The following is a 19064-nucleotide window of genomic DNA, read 5'->3' on the forward strand; positions in this document are numbered from 1 at the left end:
AAAAAAACGGGGAGACAACCTTGTTAAATAGCTATTTCCGAATAGTTTCATCGGGCATCCAGTGCAAATATTAGAGCTCCCGCTCTGAACTACCCCTACAAACAAAAATAGTATTATTTCAATCTATTAACCACGAACACCAGGGAATAAAAATGAAAAAATTTGCCATTTTACTAATTGCCGGTTTGTTATCAACCTCTGCCTTTGCCCGCGATACGGCATTGAATATTCCTTTGGCCGATGTGCTAGCAATGCCGGAGGCTGAGGGTAAACTGGATGGGTCTGTTAAATTTTACTTGGCTGGACAGAAAACACCCAAAATCATCAAAAAGTTCTCTGAAGATGTTACAAACCAAAAAACCAATGCTGTGGGTAAAAGTGATGAATTTGGCTGTAAATGGGCGGCACTTTCTGCATTAATCGCTCTTCAGAATTCAGCCAAGAAAGAAGGGGCAAATGCTGTAGTTAATTTAGTTAGCTATTACAAAAAAAACGAAGTAAAGAACGATAGCACCATCGAGTGCCATGCAGGTGGATTTATCATTGGCGTAGCATTAAAAGGCAGCTATGCCAAAGTAGCTCAATAATTTCAGCTTTAATAAAAACGGGGAAACAGAGCCTCATCGGCCTGGATGTACATCAAATTCAAGCCATGTGAAGCACTATATCTTTATCTGGAGAGAGAAATTCGCAAGTAATCAAACATACGGCTTTTCACCCTCCTCAGATGAACCTGCCGCCAGGCAAAAGCAGCTAAACTGGCCACCTCAGTAGCTAAATGTCTGGGCACAGAGGCACCTTGGCACCCTAACCCATATCTGCCGGCGGGCATCAGCTTAAGGTTTCTTTAAAGCCACAGGCTCGGCCAGTGCATACACATCCACACCCTGCTGGGCGAGCAGTGCCTCCAGTGCAGGCATCAGCGTGCCTAGTTTTTCTTCTAAGGCATCGCGCACGGTATCCACCACCACCTGCGTGGCGCGCTCGATTTCTACATTGAATACGCTGCCCACACGCTTCCCTTCAAAAATAGTCATACGGCGGGTTTCAGGAATCAGCCATACTTCAAACCAGCAGTCTGTTTTATTGGTTTCGGACACCGTCAGGCTGGCGCCATCCAGAGCGATATAGCCTTTCGCAAAGATATATTTCATACCGGCTTTGGGCACGCTAATTCTAAAGCAGCAATTTTCCTGATCTTTACGAATATCTAAAAGCGTAGCGGTAAAGTCCACATGACCTGAAAGCGGATGCCCGCCGATTTCGGCACCGTCCTTAGCTGCACGCTCGGCATTCACCTGGCTACCCGGCTGTAATTGCCCCAGTGAGGTAATGCGCAGGCTTTGCAGCATGACATCAAAACGGGCTTTGTCATCCGCAAAGATCTCGGTAACGGTCAGGCAAACACCATCAATGGCTACGCTGGCACCGATTTGAATGTCTTTGCAAAAGCCAGCCGGAAAGGCAATACGAAATGTCCGCATACCTTCTCTGTCATCAATCGCTTCAATCTTTGCAACGCCTTGCACAATCCCCGTAAACATTTATTCAGCTTCCTTAAAGAGTTCTGGATTTGCTTCGCGCACGCGCTTTGAAGACTTAAGTAAATTACAGTGATCACAAAAATAACTAATCGAGCCACAGGCGGCAATTACATCCAGAGGACGCTTACAATCCGGGCAGAGCGGCACGGCTTTTTGCAAATTTTCATTCGGCATAAAATTCTCCAGCATCAGTAAACCGCAAAGTGAAACGTAAATCGTCTCCAATCTGGCGGCGCTCTAACACCCTAGCTTGTAACTTGTGATTAAGATCGGATAAATCAAGAGTGGCAATACCTTTCGCCGTGTCGCCAATAATCACGGGAGCTTGATAAAGCAGCATTTCATCAACCAGGCCCGCTTGGAGCAAAGCCCCAACCAGTACCCCGCCCGCTTCAACCGTCACTTGATTGCAGCCACGGCAGCCCAGCTCTTTCAGTAGAGCAGTTAAATCAACACGGCCATGCGTATCAGCCAATATCAGGACTTCGGCCCCTGCCGTCTCTAAAGCATGGCGTTTCAGCTCATCATCCTGAGCGCAGACAATCAACACACCGGCCTGATTAAATAACTTAGCGTTCACAGGTGTTCTAAGCTGGCTGTCAACCACCACCCGCAGCGGCTGTCTGCTTACCGCAAATTCCCGCACGGTTAGCTGCGGGTCATCCGCAAGCACAGTGCCGATTCCTGTCAGCATGGCGCAAGAGCGGGCGCGCAGTTTTTGTACATCAGACCTTGCGGCAGGGCCGGTAATCCATTGCGATTGCCCGTTGGCGAGCGCGGTGCGGCCATCCAGACTGGCCCCCATTTTTACCGTAAGCCAGGGACGGGATCGCAGCATGCGGCTGATAAAACCCTTGTGATGCTCAAGTGCTGTGGCGTGCAATACGCCTGACTCCACGGCGATGCCCGCAGCAGCCAAACGTGCCAGCCCCTGCCCGGCAACCAGCGGATTAGGGTCTGTCAGCGCGGCTACCACACGCACTATACCGGCTTTCACCAAGGCATCGGCACAAGGCGGCGTGCGGCCATGATGGCTGCAAGGCTCCAGCGTGACATAAGCCGTCGCGCCGCGAGCCAGATCCCCAGCCACACTTAAGGCCATCACCTCGGCATGTGCACCGGGAGCACCCTGCACCACGCCGCCGCCAGCAGGCTGGCTAAACCCGGCCCCCACCACCTGCTCGTCTTTCACCAGTACGCAGCCCACACAAGGATTGGGCGAAGCACTATTCTGCCCCAAAGCCGCCTGCTGCAAAGCCAGCTGCATATACTGATGATCGATCGCGTTCATGGATTCCCTAAGCACAGGCATAACCCACACCTTGAACCACAGAGCTCACTAAGAGCACGGAATTTCACGGAGAAAACCTTACTTTTGCGTATGTTTCTCCCCATGGCCTCCGTGCTCTCCTGGATCGAAGTGCTTCGAGGTTTAGGTTTATTTCGGTATGGAAAAAAACTTTATTCCTTACTCACTTCCCGGATCACATCACGGAAATCATCTACGTCCTGGAAGGAGCGGTATACGGAGGCGAAGCGGATATAGGCTACTTTGTCGAGTTTGGCGAGCTCTGACATCACCATTTCACCGATCTGGCGACTCATGATTTCTCTATCACCTAAAGACAAAGCTTTCTGGATAATACGAAGGATGGCTTCATCCACCAAAGGTGTTGGCACCGGCCGCTTATGCAGGGCACGCTCGAAACTGGTACGGATTTTTTCCCGATCAAACTCGGCCCGCTGACCATTTTGTTTAACCACCTGCGGCAAGCGCACCTCGGCCGTTTCAAAAGTGGTAAAGCGTTTATCACACATAGGACAACGACGGCGACGGCGAACCAGATCGCCCTCATCAGATACACGCGAGTCAGCAACCAGCGTATCAGGAGAACCACAAAAGGGGCACTTCATCACAACCCCGCAAAGAACATTCTAAAAATAAACAAAACCCAAATCTCAAAACACGGAGGACACAGAGAACACGGAGTTTCACGGATAAAACCTAAGCAATGCTTATGCCTAAAACTTTTCAAACAGACGCTCAAATCAGACAAGGTCAAATTCAATAAAAAACGCAGATCCGCATTTTGCCAAAAAAATGCCAAACACTTTTTTGACTTTATCCGTATGTTTCCGTAGTCCTCCTTTACTCCGTGTTTAAAGACTTGGGTTTTTATAAAAAATTAAGCGCCGTAAACCGGGAAGCGCGCTGTCAGCTCTTTTACTTTTACCGTAACAGCAGCAATATTTGCTTCATCTGCTGGATTATCCAGCACGTCTGCAATCAGGTTTGCTACCTGTACCGCTTCTGCTTCTTTGAAACCACGGGTTGTGATCGCTGGCGAGCCAATACGGATACCGGAAGTCACAAACGGGCTTTCCGGGTCATTAGGAATAGCATTTTTATTCACTGTAATGTGCGCCAGGCTCAGCAATGCATCTGCAGCCTTACCGGTTAAGCCTTTGGAGCGCAGATCCACCAGAAATACATGTGATTCTGTACGACCAGAGACTACACGCAAGCCACGCTCAATCAGTGCCGCAGCCATGGCTTGTGCATTTTTCAGCACCTGCTCCTGGTAAGTTTTGAATTCTGGTGTTGCCGCTTCTTTAAATGCCACAGCCTTAGCTGCAATCACGTGCATCAAAGGGCCGCCTTGCAGCGTTGGGAATACATTCGAATTGATTGATTTTTCGAATTCGGCTTTAGCCAGAATCAAACCGCCACGCGGGCCGCGCAATGTTTTGTGGGTTGTTGATGTTACAAAGTGAGCATGTGGCACCGGGTTTGGATACACACCCGCGGCGATCAGGCCGGCGTAATGTGCCATATCAACCATAAAGTAAGCGCCCACTTTATCAGCGATCTCACGCATACGCGCCCAGTCAAAGCGCAGAGCGTAAGCTGAAGCGCCGCCGATCAGAAGCTTAGGCTTGGTTTCAAGCGCAACGCGTTCCATATCGTCGTAATCGATTTCTTCGTTTTCGTTCAGGCCATAAGCCACGATATTGAAAAGCTTGCCGGAGAGGTTTGCTGGTGAGCCATGTGTAAGGTGACCACCGTGACCCAGATTCATACCCATGACGGTATCACCGGGCTTCAGAATAGAAAAATACACCGCCTGGTTGGCTTGCGAGCCAGAATGAGGCTGCACATTGGCATACTCTGCGCCAAACAGTGCTTTAACGCGATCAATCGCCAATTGTTCAACGACATCAACAAATTCACAACCACCATAAAAACGCTTGCCCGGATAGCCTTCGGCGTATTTATTGGTCAGTTGCGAGCCCTGGGCTTCCATCACCGCTGGACTCGTGTAGTTTTCTGACGCAATCAGCTCGATATGCTCGTGCTGGCGAACAACTTCACCTGCAATGGCAGCGGCTAGATCAGGATCGTATTGGGCGATAGTGGCGGACTTGGAGAACATAGATTTGGCGCTTCCGTAAGTCAGTTGGGAATAGGGAATGCGCAGGATTCTAACACGGACGAGCAGTTTTCCAATTGAGGAATTCGTGATTAATCATGATCCCCTTTCATAGCTTGTTTCTTGCTTGCTTTCTTTTACGCAGCCCTTCTCCAATTATTTTTAGCTTATCTGCAAAATCCAGGTGATCATCTGACATAAAATCCAGAAATTCTGAAAGCATTCTTGATTTTAACAGGGAATAAAAAGTCAGCATCGAAATCGGAATAAAAGCCACCATAAAATAAACCACCCGTAACCAGGATGCATCATGGGACAAATCGAATAAATTCATCCCCAAAAACCCGGTAACCGTTGTTCCGACCAAGCCCAAAATAGTCACCACAGTCAGGCGCACCACAGTATCGGCCTGACGGCGCAAATCATCGTTCTCCAGGTACTGGCTCATACTATGGATAGACTCTCTTACTTCTGCGAACAAAGCTTCTGTCCCCAAATGACGGCGTGCCATATGAAAAATCTGATCAGCCACGACTTGATTGGAAATTTCACTAAACCAGTAGCGCTGGGTAAAACGTAAAAAAACTTCCTGTAAAACACGGATTCCCCGTTTAAACCGCCGTGCAGAGCTGACATCCCCCACCTGCAAGCGAGACAACGCCACAGCCAGACGATCAGAAAAAATTAATAGTGCTGCTTTATGAAAATGAGCAATCATCATTAGTAAAAAATACTGATGCCTAAATTGCCCTAAAGCGCCCGTAAAGGGATCACTAAAAAAACCATGCCCGTATTTACCCACCAGCACAAAGGCATGCCCATCGCACATCATGCGGGTGGACGATGCATCGTGGCGACGCTCCGGCACCCAGAACCGATCATAACAACAGCTCGCCTCAAACTCCTGAAACACTTTCGGGGTGTAAGGTAAATCGCCTCCCTGTGAAGGGCGTGTCACCATGCCCAAACGATAAAAATCTTCATCACTTAAATCAAAGGGATTATCAAAAGCCAGATAAGCCATAAGGGGCATACGGTGATACTCAATTTGCCGATAGCGCAGCTCTCCTAGCTCGGTGGAATGGTGCAAGACCAACGGCCGCAGCAAGGCATCCCAATGATTAGCCATGGGGGCCGCACGAAAAGCACCAACATGGCTCAGAAATTTGGATTTATCATCGTAATCGGAAGCGGCAATTACACCCCCCCGTGCATCCAGCCATTTAACCTGCGGCAAGCAGCTGGCCGCTGTTTTATCTTCATCCCACTGAGCCGGAAACGCCCGGCCAAATCTGAATAAAGTATCCTGAGCCCGCTGCAAAGGCACATTATCGGCAAGAATCTCGAACGCCAGAATAACGATATCGATATCGTAGAAAAAATACAGATCGATGTGAGCCACTTTAAAATCCTGCCGTGTCCCATCTTTGTAGTGCATGCGTACCGTGCAAATATCGTGACGCCGGAAAACATGTAGAGGCGAGCCGCCATAACTATCTGCCCCACCTGCCTCTGCCACGCCTTCCCCATATAAAAAGCGTTGTACATAGGGAAGAAAAGTTACAAATTCACGATAATGGCGCTCCTGAAAAGCCATCGGATCCATATCAAAAACCGAAGGCCGCATCTGCCAGGGAGAGCCTTCAGCAACCAGCTCTTTCATTAATTCCCAGTGACGCCCCATTACGGCTCCGCTACCTACGGGCTGCGTCAGAGGCATTAGCTGTAAAGGCCAGATTAAAATCTGCCTAAAGTGACGAACCATGGTTTCAGCGACTTCAGACATTTCAGACTCCCTATTCTTCATTACGTCAGAATAGATCAAAGCCAGAGAATAATAAGCCACCGAAGCCGTAAGCAAAAAGCCCTTGTTTACACATGGCAAACAAGGGCTTTGATATACATAACATCAGAATTACATTATTACATGCCGTGTACAGCATAAATAGCAAGGGTATTGCGCCAGTAGCCCTGGTAATCCATACCACAGCCAAACAGGAAACGATCTTCTACCTCCAGACCCACGTAATCGGCAGTTACACCTGCCGCCTTACGATCATGTTTTTTATCAATCAGTACGGCAACACGTACTTCCTTAGCGCCCTGCTCAAGGCAGTATTCCAAGATAGCGGCCAAGGTGTGGCCCTCATCAAGGATATCGTCCACGATCACGACCACGCGACCTTTCATGCTTTCTTGCGGCTTTACTTTCCAATCCAATACACCGCCACTGGTTTCTTTACGATAACGCGTAGCATGCATATAAGATACTTCAAGGGGAAAGCGTAAGCGTGGCAACAAATGCCCTGACACAATCAAGCCACCATTCATAACGGTGTAAACAATCGGATTGGCGTATTGCAAATCAGCCGTCATCGCCACAGCCATACGATCCAGCGCAGCCAGTACTTCCGCGTCGCTATGCAGGCAATCCGAGTTGTCAATAATGGTTTGGGCTTCAGGGAGTTCTAGGGTCACGATAGCGTACCTTTTCTCAAGTCATTCAAATAAAAACGAAAAGGCCACTGCACCGACAGTGGCCTTCACTACAAATTTTCAGTGCCCTGCGTAATCACATACGGTAAAGAGAGTAATACCCTGCTCACGTACAATTTTTGACCCGCCCAGCTCAGGCAAATCAACAATGGCAGCGGCTTCAACAATGGTGGCCCCCAAACGGTTTAACAACTTTGCTGCAGCGACCATCGTTCCGCCTGTTGCCACCAGATCATCAATCAGCAGCACACGATCGCCTCTCTTACAGGCATCGGTATGAATTTCAACCGTGGCAGAGCCGTATTCCAGCTCGTATTCTTCTGCCACTGTTAAAAAGGGCAATTTACCTTTTTTGCGCACAGGTACAAAGCCCAGATTTAATTCATAAGCTACGACAGCCCCCAGAATAAAACCACGTGCATCGACCCCTGCCACTATATCCAAATCCAGATCCATATAGCGGTGAACAAAGATATCAACCAGCACACGAAAGGTTTTTTTATCCTGCAGCAAGGGCGTGATATCCCGGAACTGAACCCCTGCCTGTGGCCAGTCTGGCACAGTACGGATACGATCCCGAATATAGTCTGCATAAGGTGGTTCTGTTTTCAACAAGCTCATTTAAATATTTTCCTTAGCCCAAGGTGGCAAATTTAACGCACGGTGCGAATGCGATCCCGCATACATTCTGCGTAAAGTAGTTCTGCCTGCAATAAGCTCATCAAATCTTACCCTAGCCAAATGCGGCAAATTTAACCAGCCACAGCGCAGTAATAATCAACACCGCCGGGCTTAAATCTTTATAACGCCCCGCCAAAACTTTAATGGCGGCATAACTAATAAAACCAAAGGCAATCCCGTCAGCAATCGAGTAGGTGAATGGCATACCCACTGCCGTAATCACGGCTGGAGCCGCCTCAGTAATATCATCCCAATCAATCTCGGCAAGACCACGCGTCATCAGCACGGCCACATAACAAAGGGCCGGAGCAGTCGCGTAGGCTGGCACGGTGCCAGCCAGGGGAGCGACAAAAAGGGCTGCCAGAAACAACACAGCAACCACCAGACTTGTCAACCCTGTACGGCCACCGGCTGCAACGCCCGCCGCCGACTCAACATAAGCTGTAACACTCGAAGTGCCCAAAGCCGCCCCGACCATGATGGCAGAAGAATCAGCAAACAGAGCCTTCTTTAAGCGTGGCAATTTGCCGTCTTTATCCAGCAAACCGGAGCGGTGAGAAACCCCTACCAAAGTGCCCGTGGTATCAAATAAATCGACAAAAAAGAAAATAAACACCACACCGATCAAACCGGCATTCATTGCACTTTTGATATCCATTTGCATAAACGTCGGTGCAATCGATGGCGGAGGTGAAAACACGCCTTTAAATTCGGTCAAGCCAAATAAAATCGATAACAGCGTAACGCCCAGCACACCAATAATGATCGCGCCTTTAACTTTACGATATTCAAGCGCCACAATTAAAAAGAAGCCCAATACGGCTAATAAAGTACTTGGCGCGTGAATGTCACCTAATTGCACCATCGTCACAGGTGACGCAGTAATCAGGCCTGCACTTTTCAAGCCAATAATGGCCAGAAATAATCCAACCCCTGCAGAAATAGCCAGCTTCAATGAATGCGGAATTGCATTCACCAGCACTTCACGCAGCTTAAACGAGGAAACCAGCACAAAAATCACGCCAGAAATAAACACGGCCCCCAAGGCTGTCTGCCATGGCACGCCCATTCCTTTCACTACAGCAAAGGTAAAGTACGCATTCAAACCCATACCTGGAGCCAGCGCAATCGGGTAATTAGCTAGGAGAGCCATTACGGCAGTACCAAAAGCAGCTGCCAGACAGGTCGCCACAAACACGGCATTAAAATCCATGCCGGTTTCTGCCAAAATGGCCGGATTGACAAAAATAATATAGGCCATGGTTAAAAACGTGGTAAAACCCGCAATCACTTCGGTTTTAACGCTAGTACCGTGTTCTTTTAGTTTGAACAATGCTTCGAGCATGAGCCCATTTCCCCGTTAGAAAAAACAAATAAGCCGGAGCGCATTTTGTTATCCGAAAACAAAACACGCCTACCGACTTCCACAGATAAATAAAATCAACTACCTGCCACACCCAGTAAAGCCAGAACACCTAATAAAACAAATACGCCTGCGGCAACAAAGCGAACATAGCGCAGGATATGCATACGGGCTGCGATCCACTTACCCACAAATACAGCAGGTACATCAGCAATCATCATACCCAGAGTGGTACCGGCAATGACGGCCCACAAAGGCTGATACTTAAGTGCCATAGCCACAGTAACCACCTGTGTCTTATCGCCGATTTCAGCCAGAAAAAAGGCTATTGCCGTTGCTAAAAAGGCCCCGTAAGGTTTGATTTGAGCTTCTTCTTCGCCCATTTCATCAGGAACCAGAGCCCAGGCAGCAATGGCCAAAAAGCCCAGACCAATCATCCAGCGCAAAATAGTAGGGGAAATCATGCCGGCGAGCTGCTGGCCAATCCAGCCAGCGGCAAAGTGATTGAGTACAGTCGCAACAAAAATACCAAGGATAATAGGCAGAGGACGCCGAAAGCGTGCGGCCAGAATTAACGCAAGTAATTGTGTTTTATCGCCGATTTCGGCAACAGCGACAACGCCAGTGGAAATAAGGAAAGTATTAATCATCAAGTCGTGTTTCCGGGGTGGGCAGGATCGAGTTCGCACGGCATCGCCCACCCCGGGAAACGCCGAACGAAGCTCAGGTCTTGTCAAGCCGGACTGCGTGTCTGCTCACAGAACACCGCCCCAACCGAATACGCCATGAATCTAATGATTCAAGTATGTTGACGTATTCCCTGTAAAAGCTTCAAAAAGCGAATACAGGCGACTACTCCCCCGAAGACCAAAGCGCGGATTTTAACCACCAGCCATACATGCTGCAATCACAGATTAAAAAAACCGCACCTACACGATACTATTTATGCCCCTTAAACAAGCGCTTTGATCTGTTTCAACAGCGCTGCGCACCCTGCTTCGCACTGATCCAGAACCGTCTCAAACCCAGCTGCACCGCCATAGTAAGGATCTGCAACTTCTGTTTCACCGCTGTCTGGCAGAATAGATAAAAATAATTTTACTTTGTGGGAAAATTCTGAGGGGCAAAGCGATTGTAAAGCTCTCAAATGTCCCTTATCCATCGCAAAAATCAAATCAAACTCCGCAAAATCACTTAGTTCCACCGCTCTGGCACGCAAAAAAGATAAATCGTAGCCACGTTTTCCGGCATGCTTTTGCGATCTTGCATCTGGCGCATCACCAACGTGATAACGCTGAGTACCCGCCGAATCCACTCCAATGACATGCTCCAGACCCGCATCAGCCAGCATGCGCCTCATCACGCCATCCGCGCTTGGGCTCCTGCAAATATTGCCCGTACACACAAAAAGCACCTTAAATTTTTTCATTTAACTATCCGGGCTTACTTTGATTTCTTCAGATAACGGGTGCCCACGAAAGCTTCGCCGCCAACCGGCAGGCGTTGTGCGGAGTATTTTTCGAAAGTGAAATCGCAACATTTCGGCGGACCCAAATCCAGCCAGTTCCGCAACACCTTCAATAGCCTGGTCCGTTTCCTCCAAAAGCCGCTGAGCAAGATGAATCCGCTCGGTCAGCAGCCAATGCAAAACCGTACTTCCTGTTAATGCCTTAAATTGCCTGGTAAAGCTGCGACGGCTCATACGTGCTTGTGCAGCGAGACTATCCAGGTCATGGCCCTCATGTAGTCGCTTGCGAACAGATTCAATCAGCAAAGTGAGCCGGTGCCCTCCCGCAGTCAATGGCAGCGACTGCTTAATAAACTGCGCCTGCCCGCCATCACGGTGCGGCGGAATCACCAGCCGCCGGGCTGCCTGGCTCGCACGTGCCGACCCAAGCCGCTGCCGTACAATCTGCAGGCAGGCATCCAGCCCTGCCGCTGTTCCTGCCGAGGTCATGACGCCATCATCCTCAACATACAGCACATCAGGGTGCACATTTATAGCCGGGAAATTCGCCGCCATCTGGCTGGCGTATTCCCAATGCGTTGTCGCATTTCGCCCGTTCAATAACCCGGCTTCAGCCAGAACATGCACACCGAGACAAAGGCCAACAATATATGCACCATTTTTCCTGGCAGCACGCAGTGCATTTAGCAGCCGATCCGGAGGGCGCTCACATACATTACGCCAACTGGGCACCACAACAACATCTGCAAAACGCAGCGCATTCAGGGGGGCAGCCCAAAAATCTGGTAACCGGCGCTTGTCATCAGCGGCTGCCGCTCCGCAGCACAGAACGAAACCTCAAACGGGTTAGGAGCCTGCAGTGCTTCACCAAAGACGACACCGGGAATAGCCAAATGGAACGGGCTGATACCGTTAAAAGCAATTACCATAATTCGGATGCGTTGGTCCATTTCCAGCCTGCCGTATGCTCGCTGCTGCGATTGGCCCGATATTAACGATAATATGACTTTGGGCCAATAGAAAAAGATCAATGAAAACCCAATAATGGCGCTTCTTTCCAATTTATTTAAGAAGAAAACACATGAGTAAGCCTGCGATTCTCGTTATCGATCTTCAAAACGACTATTTCCCCGGTGGGGCCTTCCCGCTCAGTAACACAGATGCAACTCTGTCCACGATTGAACACGTAATCAGCAAGGCACATTCAAAAGGGATTCCGGTAATACACGTGCAGCATATTGCCGACCCCAAGCAAGGAATTGCACCCTTCTTCAATCTAGGCACAAGTGGTGCAGAGATTCACGCACGCATTATGGCCGCAGCTCCTAACGCTCCTATTGTGGTGAAACACTTTGCCGACAGCTTCGAGCAAACCTGCCTCCATGAAACACTGCAAAAGCTAGGTGTCAATGAATTGATCATCTGCGGCATGATGACCCAAAACTGTGTTACACATACGGCATTGTCTCGTCAGGCCGACCAATACAAAAAGGTCACTGTACTGAAAGACGCCAGCACCACGGTAAGTGATATGCTCCACGCAATTGCCTTGCACGCTTTATCAACCAGAGTAATTCTTGCACAAGCAGATCAAGTCTTATAACGGCAGCCGTCTTACTTGTGAAATACGCTGGTATCCCGCATCTTCAATGACGCAAGCAAACATGTCATAAACAGCTCGGTGTGTTTTGCTTGCCAAACAACCCAAAATCAGCCGCCCCTGGTCTGTAATCCATGATCATTCTTTGCTTCAAAAACAAGCCAGCCTGACCAAAGCATTAGTTTTTTTATACAAATGAATCTTGAAATGATGCCCCGCCAAACAAGGTTTATACAAAAACGCCCAAACTTCTCATTACACGTAAGCATTACAATTTACGAACACCGATTATGTTAATTAATTACACCATATAAACTTTGCAATGCAAGATCAGAAAATGCGAAGCTCTATGTAATTTAAAAAAACTGTAAGCACCTGGCTTATCATGACTCTTGATCTCCTTGCCTCTTTCGCCGCTGCCTTTAATCAGGATCAGCGCCTTATCTCTCTTCAGTTAGGCGATGGTGCAGCATGGGGTGAACAGTTATTGCCCCAGCGCGTAACAGGCAGCGAGGGGATCAATAAGGCATACAGCTATCAGATCGATTGCTTATCCCCCGATGGTACTTTAGAGCTTAAATCGCTACTGGGTTTGCCAGTCGTTTTATCTATTGAAAATGCTGATGGTGAGGCGATTGAGCGCTGCGGGGTCATTAGTCAGGCACAGCTTTTAGGTTCTGATGGCGGCTTCGCAAAGTACACGCTGACAGTAGAGCCGCCTTTTGCTTTGCTTAGATACCGCCGCACTTCCCGCGTGTTTCAGGATTTATCCGTTCCCGACATTGTGAAACAGGTACTGGCTGAGCATCAGGACAAAAATCCGGTGTTTGCGTCGGTGCAAACGCTGGATTTCAAACTCTCCGGCACGCATTCACCGCGATCCTATTGCTTACAATACCGCGAATCCGATTTCGATTTTCTGACACGATTATTAGCTGAGGAAGGCTTAGCCTGGTTATTTAATCACTTGCCGGGCAATAGTCCTCAGGTTCAGTTGCTCGTATTTGATGATGCTTTTGCAATTGCAGAAGCGACAGATCCATTTGTTAGATTTCACAGAGCTGACGCCACGGAAGAGAGCGATACTCTGACTGAATGGCAGAGCCAGCGGCAAATCGGCAGCAGCAGTGTGTCGCTTGCCAGCTTTGATTACAAAGCCACCAGCACCAACGAAAGTTTTGATGAAAGTAGCATCGATCAGGGTGATGGCGGACAGCAGCTGCAGGCAAGCTTCGAAGATTATGACCCGCAATCGCTCTATTACGCCAGCGATGCGGAAGGCCTAAGCCACTACGCACAATTGCGCCAGCAGGCAATGGACGCACAAAAGAAATCCTTTAGCGGCTCTGGTACTTTACGCAGCCTGCAAGCCGGGCAGTGGTTCCGCCTGGAAGATCATCCCGCGCATGAATGGGATAGCGCCGAGCAGCGTGAATTTGCCGTTACCGAGCTAAAATTCACCGCCAATAATAATTTGCCCGCTGATTTAACCCAGCAACTTGGCTTGGTCGCACCAAGCCTATTGGCCGCTGATGTAGCCAAACCTTATGAAGTTAACTTCACCGCCCAAAGGCGCGGCCAGCCGACCGTGCCCGCTTTTGCCCATATCGAACACAGCAAGCCCAAAAGCTATGGCGTGCAAACCGCCACCGTCGTCGGCCCTGCCGGATCAGAAGTCCACACCGATGAGCAAGGGCGCATAAAAATAGAATTCCACTGGCAGCGTGCCGCAGAGCACCCTGAGTTTGGCGCAAACATGGATGACAAGTCATCCTGCTGGGTGCGCGTCTCCATGCCAAGTGCCGGTGCTGGCTTTGGGCATCAGTTCATCCCGCGCATCGGTCAGGAAGTTTTAGTCGATTTTATCGAAGGCGACATCGACCGGCCGATTGTCACCGGCGTGGTCCATAACGGCAGCCACCCTGTACCCACATTCAGTGGCGCAGGCGCTCTGCCCGCCAATAAAACCCTATCTGGCATCAAAACTAAAGAACATGAAGGTGGGCAATACGGCGAGCTACTGTTTGATGATAGCAAGGGCGAAGTGCGCACTAAGTTATCCAGCGAGCATGGTAAAACCCAGCTGAACCTCGGCTATCTGATCCACCCGCGTACCGATGGTAAAGGCGAGCCACGCGGCGAAGGCTTTGAGCTGCGCAGCGACAAACAAGGTGCGATTCGCGCCAGCGGCTTACTGATTAGCACCGAAGCCAAGAGTGGAGCCAGCGGCAAGCAGCTCGATCGCAGCCCCGCGCAAAGCCAGCTGGAGTCCGCCCTGGCACTGTCCCAAGGCCTGGGTGAAACAGCAACGAATCAGCTTGCCGATACGATTGAAACCGGCGACGACAATAAAACCGTTAAGCCAGATAACAGCGCAGGCAACAGTGCCACCACCGGCCATCTGCACCATCATGTGCACGCCAGCAAAAGCTTCGAGGCAGGCAGCAATACCGATCAAGATGGCAAAACCAAATCCAAAGAGCAGGCAGGCCAGCAAAAAATCATCCTGCTGCACGGTGAGGATGGCGTCGCCATCACCAGCCCGCAAAGCCAGACGCACACCGCAGGCACCAACCTGGATTTGATTGCCCAGCGTGATACAAATCAAACCTCCGGCCGCCGCTGGATACACAATGTGGGCCAGCACATCAGCCTGTTTGTAGCCGGGGTAAAAGATAAAGTCGCGCTCAAACTGATCGCTGCCAAAGGCAAAATCCAGCTGCAGGCGCAGAGTGACGATGTGGAAATTACCGCAGACAAAAACGTCAAAATCACGGCCTGCAAAGAAAAAGTAGAAATCGCCGCAGGCGACGAAGTGCTCCTCACCGCAGGTGGTGCCTATATCCGGCTAAAGGGCGGCAATATAGAAATTCACTGTCCAGAAAAAGTGAGCATCAAGGGGGCAAGCCATGAGTTAAGCGGAGGAACGAAGATAAATTACCAGCTACCATTATTACCTGTTTCTGAGGGCGATATAGGTGATAGGTTTTTTGTCTTAAAATCGCACTCAGGAAAAGCAATTGCCGGTCGCCGTTACCGTGCTTATACCGCAACAAGCATAATTGAAGGAAAGACGGATGAACTTGGCAAAACGAGCATATTAGATGGGAGAGTTGGAGAAATAGCAAGATTGGAATTAATTGATGAAAAATTTGATCAGCATTTTATTCTTCGTGACCCGCGTGGAGAGCCAATTTTTAATCTTCAATATCAGGTTCATTTAGACTCTGGCGGGGTTCATGATGGTATAACAAATGAAGAAGGAAAAACTATTTTGGTTAAATCCGACAAACCGGAAGATATTAAAATGTTGTTTACTCCTATTGATTATCCAGAATGTGATGGGGTTGGGTAATGGATAAAATAGAAATTGCTTCAGCAACAATGACAGAAAGAACAGATAAATCAGGAAAAGAATGCACTATTGGCCGTTTTATCGATGAGAAAGAAGGTTGGAAGGTTGTAAATGCTGCTGAGGGCTGGGAGGGGACCATTTATAAATTGATAGGTGCTGCCTCCCAAAAAGGCATAGCAGGCGATTGTAGCGGATCAACATATTTCATCTACAAAGAGGCTGGTTTTCCTTATGTATACCAAACTACAAGTACTTTTATTGATTATGCAAATAAAACTCACCGGTTTCGAGAAATAAAATTAGCAGCTGATGAGACTCCCCAGGCTGGAGATGTTCTGTGGTGGAGTGGCCATATGGCAATATACGCTCCTTTCCCCGAAGGGCATCCTAAACAAAAATTTGAAGTTCCCGGCTCAAAAGCAGTCAATGATATGTATACCGCATTTAATAGTAGGACAGGACACCCTTATGGACCATTTAATATTAAAAAATTTCGCAAGGATCCGTTTAAAGTTTTTAGATATTATATTATTTCCAAGGATGATAAATGTTAATGTTTTCTAAAAACATTAGGTGTTACTTTTTGCTAATGGGACTAAGTAGTGGGGCTTATTCCGCAGATTCCTTACCTGCCGCTCCATTTGGAGCACTTCAAACCTCCTCCAATATAAAAATAATTTCATCTGACGTTGAAATTAAAGGCAAACAAGTAACTGGTGCTGTCAGAGTAAAAAATATTGAAAAAAAAACGTCAGATGGTCATTTCTTTTATGAACTTCCTGCTTTCAAGTGGGAAGGATTATCCGATGATTATTTCGATAAAAATTTCCCCGAGTTCGCTCTTGAAAGCGAAAAAAACAAAATAATTCCAAAAATTACAATCAAAGCATATATTAACAATAAAAATATAAGTAATATCCTTGAAACACATGGCATTGATCCATTATTGGTTGCAAGTGCGGATATAAATAAATTTCCATTTATTAGTGAAAATAATATTTTTTTGGAAAAAAAAGGAATTTTTAAACGTGCTGAAGATCAATACATTCCAGAATGGAGTCTTGCTATAAAGCTAGAGTGGAAACATAAATTCACCAACAATGAAAAATATGCTTTCAATTCAAGATACTTAGCAAGACCTGGATTTTCCATCTTAAATATTGATGACGATTTTTTTAATAAAAAATTAAATACATACTGTGCAGATCTAGAAAAAACCCATTTTTTAATAAACAAAGAAGGAATTAAGTCTAAATATTTCCTTGTTGAGGAGTATGACATTCCCATGTTTGCTGATGTTCCGCATAACACATCAATGAATTATACTTCAAAACAGGATAACTCTAATTTTACTCCTTTAGCTGTTTTTCAATGTAAAGACAACTTCGAGTCTATAAAACACACCTCCCCTTCAAGTTTTATAGGCCTAAATGCAAGATTAAAAAACATAAAGTTTATGCTTTTATCTTATTCCGTAGACAGTGAACACTAACAATGTCAAACACACAAACAGAGTTAACTAAAAAATCAGACCAAAAAGGACATATAATAAATTTATGTGACCCAGGCTGGTTTATAGATCATGAAAATTTTTCTATAGAAAATGCCCCCCTTCGCACGCAAGATTTAAAATTTTCAGGTGAAGACCTAAATTTTGCAGCTCGTGTTCTTTATGCTGAGTCTTCAGGCGCCTTAGCGCTGCCTTTAAAAAATGATAGAATGAATGAGAAAGAGGCTATTCTAAATGTAAAGTATTTTAGGCTAAATAGAAAAGGCTATCCGAACAACTCATATATTGCACATTCTTTTAAGGCCGTGTGTGAAGCTAAAGGCCAGTTTGAATCGGTAAGCCCAAAAAATACAAAATTCACCAGCTCAGCCAATGAAAATTTTGAAAAATTAAGTCAAAAAGAATGTACAGATTTGGAAGAAGCAATTGAAGCCATTAATAATTTCATTAAATCCGGCCCAAACCCGGACTATTGCTATGACAACTTTAGATCATACCAACCTAATCGCCCGACATTACCTGGTGAAAGGGTAGGCAATAGCCGGTTTTGGTTGTCTGCGGTTGGAAGTAAATTATACCAGGACCAGCCATGATTAAAATTTTAATCTCTTTTTATTCGTTCTTTTTTATCATTACACCTGTATTTGCCGAGCAAACAGAAGGAAGTGTTAAGCTGGGAGATATGTTAATTGAATTTAAAAAAAACACATCATTAATCTACTATAAAAACAACTTTATTTCAGAATCTGCCATTTTACCCGGCGGAGTAATGTACCCCAACTTATACATATCTGAGCACGGTGATGCAGTTATTGCCAATAAAATATTAAATAACAAGCAAGAATCAAACAAAACAGAGGATGACTCAAAACAGTTTTTAATCAGTAAAGACATACAGGTTATTCGCGACAAAAGCAATAAAAGTGCTTTATTAAAAACAAAAAATTCAAAAAAAGAGTGCAAAGTAAATTTCAGTAAAAAAAACAATAACTCGATTTCAATTTTTGATGGATTGCAAAAAAAAGGAGATTTACTGGCAGCCGCCAACAATCAGGCAGGCCTATTAATCACATCCTTTGATGCCGATCAAAAAATAAATGGATACCAGTTTACCTTATTGAATTTAGTCAATTGTAAAGCAAATAAAATAGATATAGGTAACCCTGATTTTTTATCAGAATTAGGCTGGACCAGCAAGGGATTTTGGTGGATGACCGGAACAACAAATCAAACACTCATGCGCTCGGAAAATGGGACTAAATGGTATAACGTTAAATTACCCAGCGACATTTACTCCTTAGTCAGTGCTTACATTACTTCAAAAAAAGAAATTTGGCTGGCGGCCGGCATCGCATCATTAACAGATGAAAATGACCCTATGCTAATTAGATCTTTGGATGGAGGCACTTCATGGGAAAACATCAAACGGAACACTCAGGAAATTGAACAGGTTCCTGCTTATTGGATAGAAGGACAAACCCGCGCCCAATTAAAATAGGTCGTGACCTACCCGACTGGATGTTTATTAATTTTACATTTAAATATCAACCATTAGACCAATAAGTGCTTATATTTTGATTTCAAAAACATAAGCACTTATTGTGTACTTTTACCAG

At 46.8% G+C, this 19064-nt stretch carries 20 protein-coding genes and 1 riboswitch; of the genes, 7 read left to right on the forward strand and 13 right to left on the reverse strand.

All coding sequences use genetic code 11. From position 1 onward, the window contains the following. Positions 1-152: 152 nt before the first annotated feature. Positions 153-587 carry an excinuclease ATPase subunit gene (locus tag EJO50_RS07340; RefSeq protein ID WP_125972887.1) on the forward strand — a complete coding sequence of 145 codons (435 nt, stop codon included), beginning with the start codon at positions 153-155 and terminating at the stop codon, positions 585-587. A 249-nt stretch (positions 588-836) separates the two neighbouring features. Here EJO50_RS07340 and EJO50_RS07345 read toward each other — a convergent pair whose 3' ends face one another. From EJO50_RS07345 to EJO50_RS17430, 13 genes are all read right to left on the reverse strand, one after another. After that, positions 837-1544, reverse strand: a complete 708-nt coding sequence (locus EJO50_RS07345; protein WP_125972889.1) for a riboflavin synthase subunit alpha — start codon at positions 1542-1544, stop codon at positions 837-839. Continuing rightward, positions 1545-1718 carry a YfgJ family double zinc ribbon protein gene (locus EJO50_RS07350; protein ID WP_206434475.1) on the reverse strand — a complete coding sequence of 58 codons (174 nt, stop codon included), beginning with the start codon at positions 1716-1718 and terminating at the stop codon, positions 1545-1547. After that, the gene (gene ribD / locus EJO50_RS07355; protein ID WP_233702190.1) at positions 1708-2856 is read right to left on the reverse strand and encodes a bifunctional diaminohydroxyphosphoribosylaminopyrimidine deaminase/5-amino-6-(5-phosphoribosylamino)uracil reductase RibD; all 1149 of its coding nucleotides are present in this window, start codon (positions 2854-2856) and stop codon (positions 1708-1710) included. Before ribD ends, EJO50_RS07350 begins: the two co-directional genes overlap by 11 nt. A gap of 149 nt (positions 2857-3005) precedes the next feature. Further along, positions 3006-3458 carry a transcriptional regulator NrdR gene (gene nrdR / locus EJO50_RS07360; protein ID WP_125972893.1) on the reverse strand — a complete coding sequence of 151 codons (453 nt, stop codon included), beginning with the start codon at positions 3456-3458 and terminating at the stop codon, positions 3006-3008. A 272-nt stretch (positions 3459-3730) separates the two neighbouring features. After that, entirely contained in the window at positions 3731-4978 is a 1248-nt protein-coding gene (gene glyA, locus EJO50_RS07365) for a serine hydroxymethyltransferase (protein WP_125972895.1), read from the reverse strand. Between the two features lie 106 nt (positions 4979-5084). After that, positions 5085-6761, reverse strand: coding sequence for a magnesium transporter CorA family protein (locus tag EJO50_RS07370; protein WP_125972897.1), 1677 nt, complete (start codon positions 6759-6761; stop codon positions 5085-5087). A 137-nt stretch (positions 6762-6898) separates the two neighbouring features. Beyond that, positions 6899-7453 (reverse strand): hypoxanthine-guanine phosphoribosyltransferase, encoded by a 555-nt coding sequence (locus tag EJO50_RS07375; RefSeq protein ID WP_125972899.1) that lies wholly within the window; start codon positions 7451-7453, stop codon positions 6899-6901. A 78-nt stretch (positions 7454-7531) separates the two neighbouring features. Further along, the gene (locus tag EJO50_RS07380; protein WP_125972901.1) at positions 7532-8092 is read right to left on the reverse strand and encodes an adenine phosphoribosyltransferase; all 561 of its coding nucleotides are present in this window, start codon (positions 8090-8092) and stop codon (positions 7532-7534) included. 112 nt (positions 8093-8204) lie between these two features. Beyond that, on the reverse strand, positions 8205-9497 hold the full coding sequence (locus EJO50_RS07385; RefSeq protein ID WP_125972903.1) for an NCS2 family permease: 1293 nt from the start codon (positions 9495-9497) through the stop codon (positions 8205-8207). Positions 9498-9592: 95 nt separating this feature from the next. Beyond that, positions 9593-10165: a TMEM165/GDT1 family protein gene (locus EJO50_RS07390; protein WP_233702191.1), complete on the reverse strand. Its 573-nt coding sequence runs from the start codon at positions 10163-10165 to the stop codon at positions 9593-9595. A gap of 85 nt (positions 10166-10250) precedes the next feature. Next, positions 10251-10381: riboswitch (yybP-ykoY riboswitch) on the reverse strand. Positions 10382-10467: 86 nt separating this feature from the next. Next, a complete protein-coding gene (locus EJO50_RS07395) occupies positions 10468-10944 on the reverse strand; it encodes a low molecular weight protein-tyrosine-phosphatase (protein WP_125972905.1) in 477 nt (158 codons plus the stop codon). Then, a complete protein-coding gene (locus EJO50_RS07400; RefSeq protein WP_233702192.1) occupies positions 10945-11715 on the reverse strand; it encodes a helix-turn-helix domain-containing protein in 771 nt (256 codons plus the stop codon). Positions 11716-11744: 29 nt separating this feature from the next. Continuing rightward, positions 11745-11933 (reverse strand): type 1 glutamine amidotransferase family protein, encoded by a 189-nt coding sequence (locus EJO50_RS17430; RefSeq protein ID WP_233702193.1) that lies wholly within the window; start codon positions 11931-11933, stop codon positions 11745-11747. 131 nt (positions 11934-12064) lie between these two features. Here EJO50_RS17430 and EJO50_RS07405 point away from each other — a divergent pair, with 131 nt between their 5' ends. The 6 genes from EJO50_RS07405 (at position 12065) to EJO50_RS07430 (ending at position 18946) form a co-directional block, all read left to right on the forward strand. Beyond that, positions 12065-12586 (forward strand): cysteine hydrolase family protein, encoded by a 522-nt coding sequence (locus tag EJO50_RS07405; protein WP_125972907.1) that lies wholly within the window; start codon positions 12065-12067, stop codon positions 12584-12586. A gap of 382 nt (positions 12587-12968) precedes the next feature. Beyond that, positions 12969-15938, forward strand: a complete 2970-nt coding sequence (locus tag EJO50_RS07410) for a type VI secretion system Vgr family protein (RefSeq protein WP_125972909.1) — start codon at positions 12969-12971, stop codon at positions 15936-15938. Then, a complete protein-coding gene (locus EJO50_RS07415) occupies positions 15938-16492 on the forward strand; it encodes a C40 family peptidase (protein WP_125972911.1) in 555 nt (184 codons plus the stop codon). Before EJO50_RS07410 ends, EJO50_RS07415 begins: the two co-directional genes overlap by 1 nt. Further along, the gene (locus tag EJO50_RS07420) at positions 16486-17430 is read left to right on the forward strand and encodes a DUF4424 family protein (RefSeq protein ID WP_125972913.1); all 945 of its coding nucleotides are present in this window, start codon (positions 16486-16488) and stop codon (positions 17428-17430) included. Before EJO50_RS07415 ends, EJO50_RS07420 begins: the two co-directional genes overlap by 7 nt. A gap of 2 nt (positions 17431-17432) precedes the next feature. Next, positions 17433-18041 (forward strand): hypothetical protein, encoded by a 609-nt coding sequence (locus EJO50_RS07425; protein WP_125972915.1) that lies wholly within the window; start codon positions 17433-17435, stop codon positions 18039-18041. After that, complete coding sequence (locus EJO50_RS07430; protein WP_125972917.1) at positions 18038-18946, forward strand: beta propeller repeat protein; 909 nt, start codon at positions 18038-18040, stop codon at positions 18944-18946. Before EJO50_RS07425 ends, EJO50_RS07430 begins: the two co-directional genes overlap by 4 nt. Positions 18947-19064 lie beyond the last annotated feature (118 nt).

The sequence above is a fragment of the Iodobacter ciconiae genome, from assembly GCF_003952345.1.
Classification (GTDB): Bacteria; Pseudomonadota; Gammaproteobacteria; order Burkholderiales; family Chitinibacteraceae; genus Iodobacter; species Iodobacter ciconiae.